The sequence below is a fragment of the Sphingobium sp. RSMS genome, from assembly GCF_005406185.4.
In the GTDB taxonomy this organism is placed as follows: Bacteria; Pseudomonadota; Alphaproteobacteria; order Sphingomonadales; family Sphingomonadaceae; genus Sphingobium; species Sphingobium fuliginis.
The window spans coordinates 780,023-798,911 of sequence record NZ_CM191258.1; the positions used below are offsets into that span (position 1 = coordinate 780,023).

Genomic DNA, 18,889 nt, shown 5'->3' on the forward strand with positions numbered 1-18,889 from the left:
CCCGCGGGGCGCTTACCGCTTCCTGAGGGCATCGGGCTTGTGCGCAGCCCGCTTGCCCTCGTCCGTTTCCACGATGAATTCGGGATTGCCCGGCGTGGCGGCCACCTTGTGGCCCTTGATCCGCGTGGTTTCGGTGACCTTCTTCACCACCTTGCCATGGGCCTGTCCGCCATGGCTTTTCCACGTCACGGGATCGCCTTTCCTGAAGGTGCCCGCCATCATGCGCCTCCCGGATCGACGGAGAAGGCGATCTTGCGCCGATCCATTTCCTCGACCACGGCCTGAAGGAAGGGGGACAGATTCTCCGTCTCCTTGTCCGAGGCCGTTTCCCAGCTGTCGATCAGTTCCTCATCGGTCATGTTCCCGACCTCGGCCCTATGATCGCTTTGCGCATCCGCAGCCATGACGATCCTCCGCTCTACGGCCTGGGTCAGTTGCCGTCGTCCATGATCGCTTCGCCGCCTTCCTCCTCCTCCAGGAGAACCGCTGCGGAACCCGACGCCGAAAGCCTGACCTGGTTCCCTTCCACCGCGGCGACCAGCCCGCCGGCAATGAAATGATGATGGTCCCCATGCGATCCGCTGTCGGCCTTGACCATCTTGATCCGGTCGCCTTCCACCTTGTCGACCGTGCCGATGTGCACGCCGTCGGCGCCGATGATGTCCATATGTTCCTTGATTGCACTCAGCTCTGCCATGTCCGTCTCCTTCTTCCGCCCTGAACGCATGGAGCCGCGCGAGAGATGCGCCGGGCGCCGCCGACTGGCGCGCCGGAGCCACGACTTCACGCAAAAGCGCCCCTCTGCCCAGATGGGCCCGGCACCGGGCCGCATGCCTTCGGCGCGGCCGATCGACGACGAAAGTATCGTCCCGGTCCCGATGCGGACATTGCGACGAATCTCCTGAAAGCTTACGGTTTCAGGCAAGGCCGTCTGCCCGGCCGTCGGCGGTTCAAGGTCGACGCGGCCGGAAAGTCATACTCCGGAGGTATCATCATGTTGGACATGCGCCTTCTGCGCTACTTCGTGGCCGTGGCGGACGAGGGCAATTTCAACCGCGCGGCGGAACGGCTGCACATCGCGCAGCCGCCGCTGTCGCGCGCGATCCAGCAGCTGGAGGCGCATGTCGGCGCGCCCCTGCTGGACCGCGCCAGCCGTCCGCTGCGGCTGACCGGCGTGGGGCGCCTGCTGCATGCGCAGGCGGTGCAGGTGCTGAGCCGCATGGAAGATGTGGAGGCGATGGTGAAGGCGGCGGCGACCAGCCGGCGGCGGCGGCTGGTGATCGGCTTCGTCGCCTCGACCATCTATGCGCGGCTGCCCGAATTGATCCGCGCGTTCCGCAAGGTCGCCGACAATGTCGAACTGGTCATGGTGGAAAGCACCACGCTGGACCAGATCGCCGCGCTGAAGGAAGGGCGGATCGATGTCGGGTTCGGCCGCATCCGGTTCGAGGACCCGGGCGTGCGCCGCATCATCCTGCGCGATGAAAAGCTGGTCGCCGCCTTTCCGATCGACCATCCCCTGGCAAGCGGCGAAGGGCCGATTTCGCTGCGCGAACTGGCGGACGAACCGCAGATCGTCTATCCCCGCGCGCCCCGCCCCAGCTATGCCGATCAAGTGATTTCCCTGTTCCGCGACCAGGCGATTGAGCCGCGCATCGTCCATGAAGCGCGCGAGCTTCAGATCGCCATCGGCCTCGTCGCGGCGGAGGAAGGCATGGCGATCGTTCCCGAATCAGTCCGGCGGGCGCGCAGCCACGACGTCGCCTTTCGCGAACTGGCCGAACCCGCCACGTCCCCCATCATCTTGAGCCATCGTCCCGGCGACCGCTCCCCCGAACTCGCGCTGATGACATCGGTCGTCGCCCGCAAATATGCGGAGTGGGGCTATGACGTGCCCGCCGCGCTGAGCGAGGAATCCTGAGCGGGCTGCGCGAAACGGCGGTTCCGCCAGTCCACCCCTGCCATTTTTCACGGAGATATGGCGTGCGCCTTCCGCCTCGCTTATGCGGGTAGGAAATCGAAGCGAGGAAGAGAGTTACCCATGGCCCTGGTGAAAAAGGCTGCGCTCGGCAAGGCTGGCCGTGGCAGATCGGTCGCATCCTCTCCTGACGACAGGCCGGCAATGGACAAGTCCGTGGCCCCCATCGGGTCCAGCCCGCCCAAACGGCTCCCTGCACGGCCGGGACGCAGGCGCAAGCCCCTGACTGCGGTCGAGCGGCTCGACCAGGCGACGCAGGAACTCGCCAGCGGGTTGGGGGAATCGGCGTCCGCCGCGGCCGAACTCCAGCGCAATGTCGAGCAGATGGCGAGCGGCGCGGAGGAGGCGGCCAGCGCCGCGCAGGAGTCGCTCGGCCTCGTCGGCCATCTGCGCGCCAATTTTCGGGAAGCGAGCATCCGCGCCGCCGCATCGCGCAGCCAGACCGAAAGGCTGGAGGCGTCGTTCAAGGAAATCTCCGAACAGATCGATGCTTCCGTCGCGGCGATAGAGTTGAACGCCCGCCGCCAGCTTGGCTCGGTCACGGTGATAGAGCAGTTGGAACTGGCCGCCGGCCGCATCGGCGCGGTGGGCGACGCCATGGGCGACCTGGCCGAACAGACCGGCATGCTGGCGCTGAACGCGTCGATCGAGGCGACCCGCGCCGGGGACAGCGGCAGGGGCTTCGGCATCGTTGCCGACGAGGTTCGCGAACTGGCCGAAGCGTCGGAGGCCAGCGCGACCGACATCCGCGCGATTGCGACGGGCATCGTCGCGGAGGTCCGCGCGATTGCGGCGCGGGTCCGCGCGGCCAGCGAACGCGCCAGCGGGGAGGCGCGGAGCGGCAGCCATGTCAGCACAGCCCTGGAAGAAGCGCGGGACGCCCTCGCCACCGTTCTGGGCGGCGCGCAGGAGATCGCCGCCGCCGCCCTCCAGGCCGAGGTCGCCGCCACGGAATCGGAACGCGGGGCCGAGCAGGTCGCTAGCGCCGCGGAGGAACAGTCCGCCGCCGCGGCCGAGGCGCAGCAGGCGATAGAGCAGCAGGCCGCCTCGCTGGAGCAGAGCCAGCAGACGGCGGAAGCGCTGGCGGCGCTGAGCGGCGCGCTGGGGACGGAACGGGCCGGTTCGCAGGAGGTCGAGCAGATCGCCGTGGCCGCCGAACAATTATCCGCCACGGTGCAGGAGCTGTCGGGCGCATCCAGCCAGATCCAGATCGCCATCGAGCAGATTGCGCGCGGCGCACAGCTTCAAAGCGCCGCCACATTGCAGGCCAGCGCCGCCATGGGGCAGATCGAAACCAGCGCCACCATTGCAAAGGACAGGGCGGCCGGCGCGGTCGAAAGCCTGGACGGGCTGGTCGCGACGGTCGGGGAAGGAAGCGCGAAACTGACCGGCCTGATCGACGGCGTGGGCGCCGCCGTCGAAGACACGCGCGCCGTGCTGGACCTGCTCGGCAGGCTGAACGAAACGGCGCGGCGGGCGGAGAAGGTGGCCGACACGCTGGCGCTCGGCGCGCTGCAGACCAACATGCTGGGGGTGAGCGGCGCGGTGGAGGCGACCCGGTCCGGCGAAGCGGGCGAAGGCTTCACGACCGTCACGGCCGACATTCGGAAACTGGCGCGCAGCCTGGCCGCCAATGCCGAAGAAGGCAAGGATGTCGTGCGCGCCATCCAGGAAGGCATTCAGATCGCGCAGCGCACGCTCGACCAGATCGCCGCGGCGGGGGAGACGGAAACGACGCGCAACGAAGCGCTGCTTGCCCGCTTCGCCGGCATGGCTGCGGAGCTGAACGCGACCCGCGCCGACAATGGCGTGATCCTCGATGGCGCGGAGGCGATACAGCACGCCGCGCGAGAGGTGCGAAGCGGCTGCGAGCAGATCGCCAAGGCGGCCGAACTGGCGGCCGAAGCAGCGCGGGAGGCGGGCGCTGCCGCTCACCAGCAGGCGCAGAGCGCGGAAATGCTGGCTGCGGCCATTGAAGACATCGCCTCTCTCGCCGCCTCGCTCAACAGCGGAGAGTCCGGCGCATGACGGCGGGCGACCGGCTCGTCTTCCGTGCCGGTGACAGGCGCTATGCCGTGGCGGCGGGCCGCGTGCGCGAACTCGCCCGATTGCCGCGGCTGACGCCGGTTCCACTGGCGCCGCCGGGTCTGCTGGGGCTGGGCAATGTGCGGGGAGAGACGATCGCGGTGCTTTCCCCGGCCGCGATGACCGGCGGCGAAGCGCTGGGCGCGGCGCGCCATTTGCTGGTGCTGGGGGGCAGCGATCCCATCGCCCTGGCCATCGATGCGGTGGAAAGGTCCGACGGGGACGAGGCGGGCAGGATCGAGGATTTCCCCCTCGACCAATGGATCGCACAGGCCTTTCCCCTGCGCGCGAGTGCGCGACGCGCCAGCGCAGGCGGGGCCATGGCACGACCTGTCCGGCACGCCATGCGGGACGACCGGCTGGCGCTGCTGCGCGTGGCGATAGGCGATCAGAGCTTCGCCCTGCCCCTGGAGGAGGTTGCGCAAGTGCTGCGCATGCCCCGCGACGTGGCGCTGCTCCCCGGCGCGGATGCAGCCGTGGTGGGGACGATCCGGTGGCGCGACCGGTCGCTGGGCGTGCTGTCGCTCCCGGCGCTGCTGGGCCTTTCCGGCGATGATGGGGCGGAGACGGACCGTGCCCGCCGCCGCATCGTCGTGGTGGCGCTCGGCGGGCAGAATCTGGGACTGCTGGTCGATCATGTTGAAGGACTTTTGCGCGTGTCGCCCGGGCGGATCGACAGCCTGCCCACCGCCCTGTTGCGGACGGAAGGCGAGGCGCGGATCAGCGCCATTTGCCGTCCGGAGGGCGGCGGCCGGCTGGTGTCGATCCTGGCGGTCGACGAACTGCTGCGTGATCCCGCCGCGCGCCTGCCGGTGACGAAGGATCAGCGAAGCGGCAAAGCCGCGCCTGCATCCTCCCCCTCCAGCGAGCGGATGTCCCTGCTGCTCGTCCGCATCGGTCCCCATGACCTTGCCCTGCCGGTCGGGGCCATCGACAAGGTGATGGGGCCGCCGGAGCGGCTGACCACGCTGCCCGGTGCGCCGCCGTGGCTGGCGGGTCTGGCGGCGGCTGGCGGCGAACCGCTCTCGGTGGTCGATCAAGTCATGCGCCTGACGGGTTCCCCGGCCAGCGGAGCGCGGCGACGGCTGATCGTGCTGCGCACCGACGGCCGGCGCGTCGGCTTTCTGGTCGACGAAGCGCGCACCGTCCTTGCCGTCGAACGCAGCATGCTCGTTCCCGCACCCCTTCCCGATGCGCTGGCCGACGGGATTTTCGGAGAGGTGCTGCACGCTTCGGACGGTGGCGGCAGAACGCTGCTCGTCGTCCAGCCGGCAGCGTTGCTTTCTTCAGCCGAGCAAGCCCTTATGGCCGAAATCGCCCGCCGCCAGCCGACGCCAGCGCCATGATCCGACTGCTGATCGTCGACGACAGCCCATTGATGCGGCAGCTTCTGACCGAAATCTTCGCCGAAGCCGGGGATTTCGAGACAGGCACGGCCCGCAACGCCGACGAAGCCCTGGCACAGCTCAGCGCGTTCCAGCCCGATGTCGTGACGCTGGACATTCACATGCCCGGAATGGACGGACTCGCCTGCCTGGACCGCATCATGGTCGAGCGGCCCACACCGGTCGTCATGCTGTCCTCCCTCACCGAAGCCGGGGCGGACGAGACGCTGGAAGCGCTGGCGCTGGGCGCGGTCGATTTCATTCCCAAGCCGCGGGGACCGCTGTCGATCGAGATCGAAGGAATCGCGGCCACGCTTGTCGCCAAGGTCCGCGAGGCCGCCAGCGCCCGCATCCCGCGCAGCGCCCGGCTGACCGAGCGGGTCCGGCGGCGCGCCGCCGCCACGCGCCTTGCGGGCGGCTCCGCTGCTCCCATCCGCCCGTCCATGCCCAGACAGGCCGCGACAGCCATTCCACCCCGCAGGCGGCCCGCCCGCCTTCCTTCGCACGGGAAAGCCGAGGCGCTTTCAGGGATAGAGGCGGTGCTGGTGGGCGTCTCCACCGGTGGGCCGTCGGCGCTGGACGCGCTGCTCGGTCCGCTGCCTGCCGACTTCCCCTGGCCCATCGTCATCGCCCAGCACATGCCGTCCAGCTTCACCGGGCCGCTGGCCCGCCGCCTCGACCGGGGATGCGCCATCGCGGTGGAGGAGGTGCGGCAGCCCCGCCCCCTTCGCCCCGGCACCGCCTATATCGGGCGGGGAGACGCGGACCTGATCTTCTCCCGCCGGGATGGCGTGCCCCAGATACTGGCCGCCCCGATGCGGGCGGATCGGCTATGGCATCCCAGCGCGGACCGGCTGGTCGAAAGCGCGCGCGTGCTGTTCCCGCCAGGGGCGCTGGTCGCCGTGCTGATGACAGGCATGGGGCATGACGGGGCGGAGGCGATGGCCGCCCTCCACCGGGACGGCGGCCATGTGCTGGCGCAGGACGAGGCAAGCTCCGTCGTCTGGGGCATGCCCGGCGCGCTCGTCGCCGCGGGCGGCGCCGATCTGGTCCTGCCGCTGGAAGAACTGGCGGCGCAGCTCCTCGCCTGGGCGCAGGGATGACGCAGGCGCCCGAAACGCTGCTTGCGGGATCGTCGCTGACGCGGCTGACGGCGCTGCTCTACCGCCTGACCGGCATGAAGTTCGACGAGAAGAAGCGCTTCTACCTCGAACGCCGGGTCGCGCACCGCATGGACCGGACCGCGACAACCGACATCGCCCGCTACCTCCTGCTGCTGGAGCGCGATGCGCACGAGCGGCAGATGCTGATCAACGCCGTCACCATCAACGAGACCTATTTCTTCCGGGAGGAGCATCAGCTCACCGCGCTGGCGGACGAGATCCTGCCCAGGATCGCCGCGGAAAAGCGGCCCGGCGACCTGATCCGCATCTGGTCCCTTCCCTGCTCGACCGGGGAGGAAGCCTATTCGATCGCGCTCTGGCTGCTGGAGCGATGGCCGCTGGTCGACGCCTATCATGTCGAGATCGTCGGGTCGGACATCGACACCCACGCGCTCGATGCCGCGCGGGACGGCCAATATGGCGCGCGCGCCCTCGCCCGGCTGCCGGCGGACATGCTCGCGGCCTATTTCGAACGCGAGCATCAGCACCGCCGACGGATCGTCCAGGACCTGCGCGAATCCGTGCTCTTCACCCAGGCGAACCTGAACGACGCGGCTTCGGTGGCGAGCCAGGGCCGCTTCGACATCGTGCTTTGCCGCAACCTGCTCATTTATTTCGACGACGAATCGCGCATCGCCGCCGCCCGGCATCTGCACGAGGCGCTTCTTCCCGGCGGCTATCTCCTGCTCGGCCATAGCGAATCCATGGCCCGGATCGACGAGCGCTTCGATCTGGTTCGCTTGCGCCAAGCAATCGTCTATCGTCGGCGCTGATGGACGAGCTGCTTCAACAATTCCTGCTCGAAGGACGCGATCTGGTGGCGGATGCGCATGCCGCCCTGGTAGCGCTTGGCCGCGACGCACGGGATCGCCCGGCGCTCGACCGGCTGTTCCGCGCCACCCATACGCTCAAGGGGTCGGTCGCCCTGTTCGACATGGCACCGGCGGAACGGCTGCTCCACGTCGCAGAGGCCCGACTCGAAGGCGCGAGGAAAGGCGACGGGGCGCTGGACGAAGCCATGCTCGACCTGTTGATGCAGGCGATCGACCAGACCGACCGCTGGATCGACGCCATGGAGGGCGCCGCTTCGCTGGACGCCGACGCCACCGGCCTTTCGGACCGCCTGATCGCCCTGATCGCAGGGGACGGGGAAACCGGTGAAGCTGACCTTCCCCTGCCTGTCTCACCGCGGGTCGCGGCTGATCAGGACTGGATCGCCGCCCTGCGCAGCCGCGCCGAACTGGCCATGGTCGACCCCGGCCGGGCGAGAACGGCCTTCCGCTATACCCCCGATCCCGACTGCTTCTTCCGGGGCGAGGACCCGCTGTCCATGGTCGAGAATGTGCCTCAATTGCTGGGCATCGCCATATTGCCCGCCGGCGATGCCTGGCCGGACCTCGCCACCTGCGAGCCGTTCCGCTGCATGGCCGCCATAGAGGGGTTGAGCGCCGCCGACGAAGCGCAGGTGCGCGCCGCGTTCCGGCTGGCGCCCGATCAGATTGCGGTCGCGCCGTTCAATCCGTCGCCAGCGGCAAGCGATTCTGCCCCCTATGCCGCCGAACTTGCGGCCACGCTCAGGGTCGAGGCGGCCCGGCTCGACCGGCTGGCCGACCAGAGCGGCGAACTTGCCGTCGCGATCCGTGCGCTGCAACCGATAGCGGCCCGCCTGCGCGCCATCGATCCGCTGCTCGCCGCCGAACTCCGTGCCGCGGAGGACGAGATCGCCCGCGTCGCCGGACAGCTCCAGCGCTCGGTCGCGCAGGTGAGGCTGGTGTCGCTCGAACCCGTGCTGCGCCGCCTGCCGCGGCTGGCGCGGGAGGCCGCGGCCATGGTGGACAAGGCGATCCGCTTCACCATCGAGGGGGAGACGGCGCAGGTCGACAAGCAACTGGCCGACCAGTTGTTCGAACCCCTGCTCCATCTGGTGCGCAACGCCGTCGACCACGGGCTGGAGCCGGCCGGGCAGAGGGTGGCCAGCGGGAAACCCGCCGAAGGGCGGATCGGGCTTGCCGTCCGGCAGGATGGCGGCCATATCTCCATCGTTCTGACCGATGACGGGCGCGGGATCGATCCGCAGGCGATGCGGGCGGCAGCCGTCGCCAAGGGCCTGATGAGCGGCGAGGCGGCGGCCGCGCTCAGCGACGCGGAAGCCTTGCATATCGTCTTCCTCCCCGGTTTTTCCACCGCCGAAAGCGCGACCATGCTGTCGGGCCGGGGTGTCGGCATGGACGCCGTGCGGGCGGCGGTCGAACGGCTGGCGGGGACCATCGCGATCCAGAGCGATGTCGGCCGGGGCACGCGCATCACCCTGCGCCTGCCGGCCAATGCGATCACGACTCCGCTTCTGGTCGTCGCGGCGGGGGACCGTCAGCTCGGCGTCAGGCTGGATCAGATCGTTGAAACCGCGCGGATCGACGCCAGCGCGGTCCAGCCGGTCGGTCAGGCGCATGCCTGCATATTGCGGGACAGGACCGTGCCCGTTCTGGACCTGGCGGCGCTGCTGGGGCTGGAACCCACGAGCGGCGCGCTTGCCCGGCTGGTGGTGACCGATGCCGGACCCTGCCGCACCGCGCTGCGCGTGGCTGCCTTTGGGGAGCGGTTCGACGCCGTCGTGCGCGAAAGCACGGGATTGCTGGCCGCCATGCCCGCCGTGGCGGGTACGGCGATGATGTCCGACGGCAGCGTGCTGCTGGTGCTGGACCTGCCGGAGCTGGTGGCATGAGCGTGGTCGTGGAGGAGGACCGGATCATCCTCTCTGGCGCTGCGACGGTGGAGGACGCCGAACCGCTGCTGGCCGCGCTGCTGGAGCATCCCCATCACAGGATCGACATTGCCGGGCTGGCGCGGGCGCATCTTGCCGTGGTGCAGTTGGTCCTCGCCGCCGGCCGGCCCGTCATCGGCCCGCCCGAAAGCGCGTTCCTGCGGGAAATCGCCTTTGCATCGCCAATGCGGATCAAGGTGTAACAATTTCATATCTGCGGTTGCGGTTCCTTTCTATAGAAGAAGCTGAAGGCCCGACCGGGTCGAGATTGAGTGGAGTCATGAATGCCCGTTACCGTGTTGATCGTGGACGACAGCAAACTCGCGCGGATCGTCGCGGGAAAGGCATTGGCGGAACTTCAGCCCGACTGGCAGAAAATCGAGGCCGGCAGCGGGGCGCAGGCGCTGGAACTGCTGGGCAAGGAGCGGATCGAAGTCGCTCTCATCGATTTCAACATGACCGAACAGGATGGGCTGGAACTTGCAGGTGAGATACGCGCTTTGAGGCCGGACATGCCGATCGCGATCATCACCGCCAACATCCAGGACGAGATCATCGCGCAGGCGCGGGCGATCGGCGCCGCCTTCATCGCCAAGCCCGTCACCAGCGAGGGCCTTGCCGGCTTCCTGACCGGCGCTGCGCTCAAGCTGAGGTCCAGCCAGGAATGATAACGGGCCACGTCGCGCTGAGCGAACTCGAACAGGACGCCCTGACCGAGATCGTGAATATCGGCGTGAGCCGCGCCGCCTCTTCCTTGAGGAAGATGATCGGGGACCAGGTCGTCCTGTCCGTCCCTTCGGTGGAGGTCGTGAGCCAGCGCCGCGCCGCCCGCCTGATCAGCGAGCGCGAAGTGGTCGACCTGATCGCGGTGCGGCAGGATTTTTCGGGCCCCTTTTGCGGGCGGGCCTTGCTGATCTTCCCCGAAACGAACAGCCTGGAGCTGGTTCGGGCGGTGACGGGCGGCGCCCTTTCGGCCGAGGAAGCGGTCGAGATGGAGCAGGAGGCGCTGGCCGAGACGGGCAACATCATCCTCAACAGCTGCCTTGCGACCATGGCCAACATGCTCAAGCGGTCGCTGTCCATGACCATCCCCGAAGTGCTGCGGGGCAATGGCGCGACCCTGTTCGAAATCGACGAAACGACAGGGTCGGAAGGGCTGGTCCTCTTTCTCTACATCGACTTTGCGGTGCGCCAGCGCGACATTCGCGGCTATATCGCGATGCTGATGGACATTCCTTCGCTCGCGACGCTCAAGCAGTTGCTCGACGAGTTCATCTCGCGCATCGTGGGCGAGGATGGCTGACGAAGCGATCATCGGAAACGCGGATCAATTGCGCGCCGTGCTCGCGGCGGCGGGGGCCAGCGGCGCCTGGGACTGGGACATCGTCCGGGACCGGCTGACCGTCGATGCCCGTTTTGCCGAGCTGTACGGATTGGGCGCCGATGCCGCCGACCAGCCATTGCCGACCGCCGCCTTCTTCCGCGCCATCCATCCGGAGGATCGCGCCCGCATCCGCATCGCGGTCGCTGGCATGCTGGCGGGCTCCGAATTCTTCTCCAAGGAATTCCGCATCATCGCTCCGGACGGTGCGATATTATGGATGCACGGCCGGGGCCGGAGCCAGCTCGACGATCAGGACGAGCCGATACGTTTCACCGGGCTGCTGGTCGATGTGACCGACCGCAAGCGCACGGAGGAGCGGCTCCGCATCGCGCAGAGCGCCGGCGGGATCGGCACGTTCGAATATCGGGACGGCTTCGCGACAGTGTCGGTCTCCAGCGAATTCTGCCGGCTGCTCGGCCTCCACCCCGCCGACCGGCTGCCGGTCAGGACGATCAACGCGGTCGTGTGCGAGGACGAGGAGCCGTTGATACCCGAAGACGGTGCGGAACCTGCCAGCATCGACAGCGTGTTCCGCATCCGCCGCAGCGACGATGGCGCAGACCGCTGGATCGCCCGCCGTGGCGAGGCGATGCGCGACAGCGAGGGTAGCGGTTACCGGCTGCTGGGCGTCATCTATGACGTGACCGATGCGAAGCTTCAGGAAACGCGGCTGCGCGAATTGAACGACACGCTGGAGCAGCGCGTCGCGCAGGAGATAGACGAACGCCTGCGGGCGGAGGATGCGCTCCGCCAGGCGCAGAAGATGGAGGCCGTCGGCCAGCTTACCGGCGGCATCGCGCATGATTTCAACAATCTGCTGACCATCATCACCGGCAGCGTCGACATGGCGCTGCGGCGGCTCGACAATTCGGCCGATCCCAGGGTGGGCCGCGCGCTGGACAATGCCATGCGCGGTGCGGAACGGGCAGCGGCGCTGACCCAGCGCCTGCTTGCCTTCTCCCGCCGGCAGCCGCTCGACCCCCGTGCCGTGGAGGTGCCCCGCCTGCTGGCCGGCATGTCGGACCTGCTCACCCGCACCATCACCGAAGTGGTCGCCATCGCCATCGAGGCGCCGGACGACGTCTGGACCATAGAGGCCGATCCGCACCAGCTTGAAAATGCGATCCTCAACCTGGCCGTGAACGCCCGCGACGCCATGCCGCAGGGCGGATCGCTGACCATCGCGGCGGGCAATCGGCAGGTCGCCGCGCACCAGAGCGACGAAAGCCATGTCAGTCCCGGCGATTATGTGGCGATCACGGTAAGCGACAACGGCACCGGCATGGACGCAGACACCCTGACCAAGGTGTTCGATCCCTTCTTCACCACCAAGGAGGTCGGGAAGGGCACGGGCCTTGGCCTGTCCATGGTCTATGGCTTCGCCAAGCAATCCGGCGGCAGCGTGCTGATCGACTCGGCATTGGGGGAAGGCACGACCGTGACGCTGCTGCTGATGCGCAGCGTCCAGAGCGCGGAACCGCCCGCCGATGCGATGGACGAGCGCGAACCCTTCGGCAGCGCGTCGGAAACGATCCTGGTTGTCGAAGATGACGACGATGTTCGCGCCTATACGGTGGGAACGCTGCGCGAGCTGGGTTATCGGGTGGTGGAGGCGCATGACGGTGCCTCCGCCCTTGCCCTGCTGGACAAGCAGGACCAGCCGATCAAGCTGCTGATCACGGACGTCGTCATGCCCCGCATGTCGGGCAGCGAACTCGCCGCCGCGGCCCGCGCCCGGCAGCCCAGGCTGCGCATCCTCTACACATCGGGTTATCCCAGGGATGCGATCATGCGCGACGGACGGCTGGACAGCGGCGTCGAACTGCTGGCCAAGCCCTTCACCTTCCGCAGCCTGGCGGAACGGGTACGCGAGATCATCGACAAGGGCTAGGACGCGCTGCGTCGAACGCGGGCGCAGGTCGTCGGTGGCGCCTCATTCCGCTGCGTTGAACGCCACCTGCTCGATCTCCCGCGCTGTGGCGTGCAGCAGTTCGATCACCTCGTCATGCCCGATCTTCCTCGCGCTCATCGACTGCGATATGGATATGGCGGCGGGCACCATGCCGTCCGGCCTCCGGATCGGGACGGCCGCGCAGGTCAGGTCTTCGGCAATTTCTCCATCGTCGATCGCATATCCCTGCCGCGCCACCAGATCGAGTTCGCATGCCAGAGCGCCAGCATCGACGATGGTGCGCGGGGTAAGGGCGACGAAGGGGCCGTTGGCGAGATAGGCATCCCGCTCGCCGCGGGGAAGATGGGCCAGCAGCACCTTGCCCATGCCGGAGCAATAGGCCTCCAACTGCATTCCCACCCGCGTGAACAATCCTGCCGCCCCCTGGCCGATTTTCAGGCGGTAGGTGACCATGTCATTTTCCAGCGTCCCCAGCTGCACGATCGTCCGCGCCTTCACGGCCAGCCGGTGCATGGCGGGCGCGGCGACGTTGACGATCAACTGCTTTTCGTCGAGCCGCTGCAAGAGCCGCAGCAGCCGCGCCCCCGCGACATGCCGCCCGCGCCCGACCGGCGTCAGATACCCTTCCTCGACCAGCGTCGTCACCTGCCGGTGGGCCGTCGCCACGGGCATGTCGATGGACCGCGCCAGCGCGGAAACGCTGTTCTGCCCGCCATCGGCCACAACCTCCTCCAGCATGGCCAGGGTCCGCTTGAGCGAACTGATTTGCGGCGTCCTGTTTCTCATGATGTGAGAAGATCACAGCTTGGCCCGGTGGCGTCAAGTACAAAGCTCCCTTATTCTCATGCGCTGTGAGGCGGGCCGTACCCGGCGCCGGCGACATGCGTTTCCTTTACGAAAAGGCTTGAAGGATATGGCCAAAACCAAGGTTGCGATCATCGGATCGGGAAATATCGGCACCGACCTGATGATAAAGATCATGCGTCTTTCGGAGACGCTGGAAATGGGTGCCTTCGTCGGCATCGATCCGGAATCGGACGGGCTGAAGCGCGCCGCCCGCATGGGCGTGCCCATCACGGCGGAGGGCATTGACGGCCTGATCGCGCTGGAGGGTTTCAAGGACATCGCCATCGTGTTCGACGCGACGTCGGCAGGCGCGCACAAGCGGCACAATGAACTGCTCCAGGCGCATGGCAAGCGGGTGGTCGACCTGACGCCCGCGGCCATCGGCCCCTACACCATTCCGCCCGTCAACGGCGAAACCAACCTGGACGCGTCGAACGTCAACATGGTGACCTGCGGCGGCCAGGCGACCATCCCCATCGTCCATGCCGTCAACCGCGTCGCGAAGGTGCATTATGGCGAGATCGTCGCCTCCATCGCCTCCAAGAGCGCAGGTCCCGGCACGCGCGCCAATATCGACGAATTCACCGAGACCACCAGCCAGGCGATCGTCGACGTCGGCGGGGCGAGCCGCGGCAAGGCCATCATCATCCTCAACCCCGCCGAGCCGCCGCTGATCATGCGCGACACCGTTTATTGCCTGTGCGACGACGCCAGCCAGGACGAGATCCGCGCCAGCATCGACCGCATGGTGGCCGAAGTGCAGACCTATGTGCCGGGATACCGGCTGAAGCAGGCGGTGCAGTTCGAACATATCGGATCGAACCGTCCCCTGCGCATTCCGGAGATGGACGGGGAATTCACGGGCCTCAAGGTCAGCGTCTTCCTGGAGGTCGAGGGAGCCGCCCATTACCTGCCCGCCTATGCCGGCAATCTCGACATCATGACCTCGGCCGCGTTGCGCACCGCCGAAAAGATCGCCGTCCGCATGCATGAAGGAGCCGTCGCATGACCTTCGATCCGACCCAGACCAAGCTCTACATCCAGGACGTCACGCTGCGCGACGGCATGCATGCCGTCCGTCACCAATATAGCATCGACCATGTGCAGAAGATCGCCCGGGCGCTGGACGACGCCAAGGTCGACGCCATCGAGGTCGCCCATGGCGACGGCCTTAGCGGGTCGTCCTTCAACTATGGTTTCGGCGCGCATACGGACCATGACTGGATCGTCGCCGTGGCGGACGTGCTGGAACATAGCGTCCTGACGACGCTGCTGCTGCCCGGCATCGGCACGGTGCACGATCTGAAGCATGCCTATGATCTGGGCGTGCGGTCGGTGCGCATCGCCACCCATTGCACGGAGGCGGATGTTTCGAAGCAGCATATCGAGGCGGCGCGCAACCTGGGCATGGACGTGTCCGGCTTCCTGATGATGAGCCACATGACCGATCCGGATGCGCTGGCGCAGCAGGCCAAGCTGATGGAAGATTATGGCGCGCACTGCGTCTATGTCACCGACAGCGGCGGCGCGCTCAACATGGAGCAATATGCGGCGCGGCTTCAGGCCTATGATCGCGTGCTGAAGCCCGAGACGCAGCGTGGCGTGCACGCCCACCACAATCTTTCGCTGGGCGTCGCCAATTCCATCGTCGCCGTGCAGAACGGCGCGGTCCGCGTCGACGCCAGCCTGGCCGGCATGGGAGCCGGCGCCGGCAATGCGCCGCTGGAGGTGTTCATTGCCGCAGCGGACCGCTATGGCTGGAACCATGGCTGCGATCTCTATGCGTTGATGGACGCCGCCGAAGAACTGGTCCGCCCCCTGCAGGACCGGCCGGTGCGCGTGGACCGCGAAACGCTGACCCTCGGTTATGCGGGCGTCTATTCCAGCTTCCTGCGCCATGCGGAAAAGGCGGCGCAGGACTATGGCCTCGACACGCGCAGCATCCTTGCGGAAGTGGGCCGTCGCAAGATGGTCGGCGGTCAGGAGGATATGATCGTCGACGTCGCGCTCGATCTCAGCGCGAAATAAGCGGCGGGGCGGCTCCGCCTCTTCGCCCGTGAGCACGCCCCTGGCCTGACGGTTCGTCCGTCAGGCCAGGGGCGAGCCAGGCCTCACACTCGTTCCCAGATGGCCGCGATGCCCTGGCCGCCGCCTATGCACATGGTCGTCAGGCCCAGGCGGGCGCCGGTGCGCTGCAGTTCATAGACCAGCTTGGTCGTGATGATCGCGCCCGTCGCCCCCACCGGATGGCCCAGCGAAATGCCGCTGCCATTGGGATTGACCCTTGCCGGATCGAAGCCCAGCTCCCGCGAGACGGCGCAGGCCTGCGCTGCAAAGGCTTCGTTGGATTCGATCACGTCCAGATCGCCCACGCCGATCCCCGCCCGCTCCAGCGCCTTGCGCGTGGCGGGCACCGGGCCGATGCCCATATAGGCCGGATCGACCCCCGCATGGCCATAGGCGACCAGTCGCGCGAGGGGCTTCAATCCCTGCGCCTTCACCGCCTCCCCGCTTGCCAGCACCACGGCGGCGGCGCCGTCGTTGATCCCCGACGCATTGCCGGCCGTCACTGTCCCATCCTTCTGGAAGACGGGCTTCAGCTTGCTGAAATCCTCCGGGGCCGCATCGGCGCGCACGAATTCGTCGGTGTCGAACGGCACCGGCTTGCGCCGCACCGTCACCTCCACCGGCACGATCTGCTCCCTGAAATAGCCCTGCGCGATGGCGTTCGCCGCCCGCTTCTGGCTTTCATGGGCGAGCGCGTCCTGGTCTTCCCGCGAAATGCCGTAGCGGGCAGCGACATTCTCCCCCGTGACGCCCATATGGATGCCGTGGAAGGGATCGGTCAGCGCGCCGGTCAACCCGTCCTGCACCACCGCATCGCCCATCTTCTGGCCCCAGCGGGCGGCGGGCAGGAAATAAGGCGCACGGCTCATGATCTCCACGCCCGCGCCCAGTGCGATGTCGCAGTCACCGAGCATGATCGACTGGGCTGCGGTAAGGATCGCCTGCAAACCCGATCCGCAGAGGCGGTTGACGCTGTGCGCCGGAGTTTCCTGCGGAATGCCCGCGCCGATCGCCGCTATGCGCGCGGCATAGGCGTCGCGCGGCTCGCAAGGGATGACATTGCCCAGCACGACATTGCCGATCAGGCTTGCGTCGAGCCCCGCGCGCTCGATCGCCGCCCGCGCCACATGCGCACCCAGTTCGCCCGGCTTCTGATCCTTGAGCGAGCCGCCGAAGCTGCCGATGGCCGTCCGCGCCGCCGATACCAGAAAGACATCCGTCATATGCTGTTCCTGTCCTGAATGTTGAGATCCCCGAAGCGCCCACCCTCGGCAGCGAGCCGCTCGATCAGCGGGGCGGGCGTCCATGCCCAGCCGTTACGGCCGGCGGCAAGGGCGCGAAGCCGGTCCAGAACGGTGGACAAGCCCATGATGTCGGCCTGGAACATCGGTCCGCCGCGTTCGCGGCCGAAGCCATAGCCATGGATGTAGATCATGTCGACGTCGACGGGACGATAGGCGATTCCCTCCTCCACGATCCGCGCGCCTTCATTGACCAGGGCCAGCAGGCAACGGCCGACGATTTCCTCATCGCTGAACGCGCGCCGCTCAAGGCCTGTCTCGGCGGAGTAATCCTCGATCAGCCTTGTGATTTCCGGATCGGTTTCCGCCGTCCGGCCATCTGGATAGGCGTAGATGCCCTTGCCCGTCTTCTGTCCGAACCGCCCCAGTTCACAGATGCGGTCTATCACGCCCGAATAGGGCCGGTCGGGCTGTTCCGCCATACGGCGCTTGCGGATCGCCCAGCCGATGTCCTGTCCGGCCAGATCCATCGTCCGGCACGGTCCCATCGCCATGCCCCACCGCTCCATGGCGGCGTCGATCTGCTGCGGCAGCGCGCCTTCCTCAAGCATGAACCAGACCTGGCGCAGATATTCCTCGAACATGCGGTTGCCGATGAAGCCGTCGCACACGCCCGACACGACGCCGACCTTGCCGATCCGCTTGCCCAGCGCCATCGCGGTCGCCAGGACATCCGGCGCGGTTTCCCTGCCGCGAACCACTTCCAGCAACCGCATGATATTGGCGGGCGAGAAGAAATGCAGGCCGACGACCCGCGACGGATCGGCCACCAGCGCGGCGATGGCGTCGAGGTCGAGCGTCGATGTGTTGCTCGCCAATATCGCATCCGGCCGGGCGATCGCATCGAGCGCGGAAAAGACCTGCTTCTTGACGCCCATATCCTCGAACACCGCCTCGATCACCAGATCGGCATGCGCGAGCGCCTCCAGTTCGGTCGCAGCCGTGAAGGCGGCGATGCGCGCATCGGCCACGTCCTGACCGATCCTGCCCTTCTCCACATCGCGCTGGATCGTCTTGCAGATGGTGGCTTCCGCCTTGGCGAGCGCCTCGGGACGCAGTTCGGCCACCGTCACGGGCAGGCCCGCGTTCAACAGCGCAAGCGCGATGCCCGTGCCCATCAGGCCGCCGCCCACAACACCGACATGACCGACGTCACGGGGGCGCACGTCCGGCGCCAATCCGGGAATGCGCGCCACAGTCCGCTCCCCGAAAAATGCGTGACGCAGGCCGCGAGAGGCCTCGGAGCGCAGCAATTCCCCGAACAGCGCCGCTTCCAGCGCCAAACCGGCGGCCAGATCGCCGGACAGCGCCGCGACGCAATCGACGATCCGGGCAGGCGCCTGGCTCAGCCCGGCCCGCAGCTTCGCCCGGCGCGACGCGACGGCCCCGGCGAGGTCGGCAGGCACCGGCAGCGTGCCCGAACGGCGCAGCGGAGGCACGTTGCGCGCCACCTCCAGCGCCGCCTCCACGACGTCGCCGTCCACCAACTGATCGACCAGTCCCGCCGACAATGCGCGCTCCGCCGTCACGGGCTTGCCCGACAGCATCATGTCGAGCGCGGCGCCTGCCCCGATCAGGCGCGGCAGGCGCTGCGTACCGCCCGCGCCGGGCAGCAGGCCCAGCGTCACTTCGGGCAAGCCAAGGCGGCTTCCCGCCTGGGCAACGCGGTAGTGGCCCGCCATGGCCAGTTCCAGGCCACCGCCCAGCGCCATGCCGTGGATCGCCATGATCACCGGCTTGGCGCACGCCTCGACCGTCGCAATCAGATGCCGCAGCCGGTCGACCTGCTCGGGATCACCGTCGAAATCGCCGATGTCGGCGCCGCCACAGAACATCCGGCCGGCGCCGGCGATCACGATGGCGCGGCAGGCGGGATCGCTCGCCGCTTCCCCGACTTTCGCCCCCAGTTCCTCGACAAAGCCGTTGCCCACCGAAAGGGCATTTACCGGCCCGTTGGACAGGCGCAGGACGATGGTCGCACCCGCCCGGGTCATCTCGACGGCCATG

18 protein-coding genes are annotated in these 18,889 nt (G+C 67.8%); 12 read left to right on the plus strand and 6 right to left on the minus strand.

The annotated features are described in order from the left end of the window. Positions 1-12: 12 nt before the first annotated feature. Genes EGM87_RS21455 through EGM87_RS21465 form a run of 3 tightly spaced genes read right to left on the minus strand, consistent with a single transcriptional unit; the run spans position 13 to position 697 of the window. Entirely contained in the window at positions 13-219 is a 207-nt protein-coding gene (locus EGM87_RS21455; RefSeq protein WP_044662960.1) for a hypervirulence associated TUDOR domain-containing protein, read from the minus strand. Further along, positions 219-404: a hypothetical protein gene (locus tag EGM87_RS21460; protein ID WP_044661103.1), complete on the minus strand. Its 186-nt coding sequence runs from the start codon at positions 402-404 to the stop codon at positions 219-221. The genes EGM87_RS21455 and EGM87_RS21460 overlap by 1 nt, the downstream gene beginning before the upstream one ends. Positions 405-430: 26 nt before the next feature. After that, complete coding sequence (locus EGM87_RS21465) at positions 431-697, minus strand: DUF2171 domain-containing protein (protein ID WP_044661102.1); 267 nt, start codon at positions 695-697, stop codon at positions 431-433. A gap of 300 nt (positions 698-997) precedes the next feature. Between EGM87_RS21465 and EGM87_RS21470 the strand changes: the two genes are divergently transcribed. The 10 genes from EGM87_RS21470 to EGM87_RS21515 all read left to right on the plus strand — a co-directional run bounded on the left by EGM87_RS21470 (position 998) and on the right by EGM87_RS21515 (position 12,647). After that, the gene (locus EGM87_RS21470) at positions 998-1,921 is read left to right on the plus strand and encodes a LysR family transcriptional regulator (protein ID WP_025547710.1); all 924 of its coding nucleotides are present in this window, start codon (positions 998-1,000) and stop codon (positions 1,919-1,921) included. A 120-nt stretch (positions 1,922-2,041) separates the two neighbouring features. Beyond that, positions 2,042-4,006, plus strand: coding sequence for a methyl-accepting chemotaxis protein (locus EGM87_RS21475; RefSeq protein ID WP_044661101.1), 1,965 nt, complete (start codon positions 2,042-2,044; stop codon positions 4,004-4,006). Further along, positions 4,003-5,409 carry a chemotaxis protein CheW gene (locus EGM87_RS21480; RefSeq protein WP_137708873.1) on the plus strand — a complete coding sequence of 469 codons (1,407 nt, stop codon included), beginning with the start codon at positions 4,003-4,005 and terminating at the stop codon, positions 5,407-5,409. Before EGM87_RS21475 ends, EGM87_RS21480 begins: the two co-directional genes overlap by 4 nt. Continuing rightward, positions 5,406-6,551, plus strand: a complete 1,146-nt coding sequence (gene cheB, locus EGM87_RS21485) for a chemotaxis-specific protein-glutamate methyltransferase CheB (protein WP_044661099.1) — start codon at positions 5,406-5,408, stop codon at positions 6,549-6,551. Before EGM87_RS21480 ends, cheB begins: the two co-directional genes overlap by 4 nt. Beyond that, entirely contained in the window at positions 6,548-7,384 is an 837-nt protein-coding gene (locus EGM87_RS21490) for a CheR family methyltransferase (RefSeq protein WP_044661098.1), read from the plus strand. The genes cheB and EGM87_RS21490 overlap by 4 nt, the downstream gene beginning before the upstream one ends. Next, positions 7,384-9,333 (plus strand): chemotaxis protein CheA, encoded by a 1,950-nt coding sequence (locus tag EGM87_RS21495; protein WP_137708872.1) that lies wholly within the window; start codon positions 7,384-7,386, stop codon positions 9,331-9,333. The genes EGM87_RS21490 and EGM87_RS21495 overlap by 1 nt, the downstream gene beginning before the upstream one ends. Then, complete coding sequence (locus EGM87_RS21500) at positions 9,330-9,575, plus strand: hypothetical protein (protein WP_044661096.1); 246 nt, start codon at positions 9,330-9,332, stop codon at positions 9,573-9,575. The genes EGM87_RS21495 and EGM87_RS21500 overlap by 4 nt, the downstream gene beginning before the upstream one ends. Positions 9,576-9,656: 81 nt before the next feature. Continuing rightward, positions 9,657-10,040: a response regulator gene (locus tag EGM87_RS21505; RefSeq protein WP_025549511.1), complete on the plus strand. Its 384-nt coding sequence runs from the start codon at positions 9,657-9,659 to the stop codon at positions 10,038-10,040. Then, positions 10,037-10,675 carry a chemotaxis protein CheX gene (locus EGM87_RS21510; RefSeq protein WP_025549510.1) on the plus strand — a complete coding sequence of 213 codons (639 nt, stop codon included), beginning with the start codon at positions 10,037-10,039 and terminating at the stop codon, positions 10,673-10,675. The genes EGM87_RS21505 and EGM87_RS21510 overlap by 4 nt, the downstream gene beginning before the upstream one ends. Next, positions 10,668-12,647 carry a hybrid sensor histidine kinase/response regulator gene (locus EGM87_RS21515; protein ID WP_137708871.1) on the plus strand — a complete coding sequence of 660 codons (1,980 nt, stop codon included), beginning with the start codon at positions 10,668-10,670 and terminating at the stop codon, positions 12,645-12,647. Before EGM87_RS21510 ends, EGM87_RS21515 begins: the two co-directional genes overlap by 8 nt. Before the next feature lie 42 nt (positions 12,648-12,689). On the opposite strand, the gene EGM87_RS21520 is transcribed toward EGM87_RS21515, so the two are convergent. Further along, complete coding sequence (locus tag EGM87_RS21520; RefSeq protein ID WP_048576901.1) at positions 12,690-13,454, minus strand: IclR family transcriptional regulator; 765 nt, start codon at positions 13,452-13,454, stop codon at positions 12,690-12,692. A 127-nt stretch (positions 13,455-13,581) separates the two neighbouring features. Here EGM87_RS21520 and EGM87_RS21525 point away from each other — a divergent pair, with 127 nt between their 5' ends. Beyond that, positions 13,582-14,523 carry an acetaldehyde dehydrogenase (acetylating) gene (locus EGM87_RS21525; RefSeq protein ID WP_061936050.1) on the plus strand — a complete coding sequence of 314 codons (942 nt, stop codon included), beginning with the start codon at positions 13,582-13,584 and terminating at the stop codon, positions 14,521-14,523. After that, positions 14,520-15,542 (plus strand): 4-hydroxy-2-oxovalerate aldolase, encoded by a 1,023-nt coding sequence (gene dmpG, locus EGM87_RS21530; RefSeq protein WP_137708870.1) that lies wholly within the window; start codon positions 14,520-14,522, stop codon positions 15,540-15,542. Before EGM87_RS21525 ends, dmpG begins: the two co-directional genes overlap by 4 nt. 83 nt (positions 15,543-15,625) lie before the next feature. On the opposite strand, the gene EGM87_RS21535 is transcribed toward dmpG, so the two are convergent. Next, positions 15,626-16,804 (minus strand): acetyl-CoA C-acyltransferase family protein, encoded by a 1,179-nt coding sequence (locus tag EGM87_RS21535; protein WP_137708869.1) that lies wholly within the window; start codon positions 16,802-16,804, stop codon positions 15,626-15,628. After that, positions 16,801-18,888, minus strand: coding sequence for a 3-hydroxyacyl-CoA dehydrogenase NAD-binding domain-containing protein (locus EGM87_RS21540; RefSeq protein WP_137708868.1), 2,088 nt, complete (start codon positions 18,886-18,888; stop codon positions 16,801-16,803). The genes EGM87_RS21535 and EGM87_RS21540 overlap by 4 nt, the downstream gene beginning before the upstream one ends. Position 18,889 lies beyond the last annotated feature (1 nt).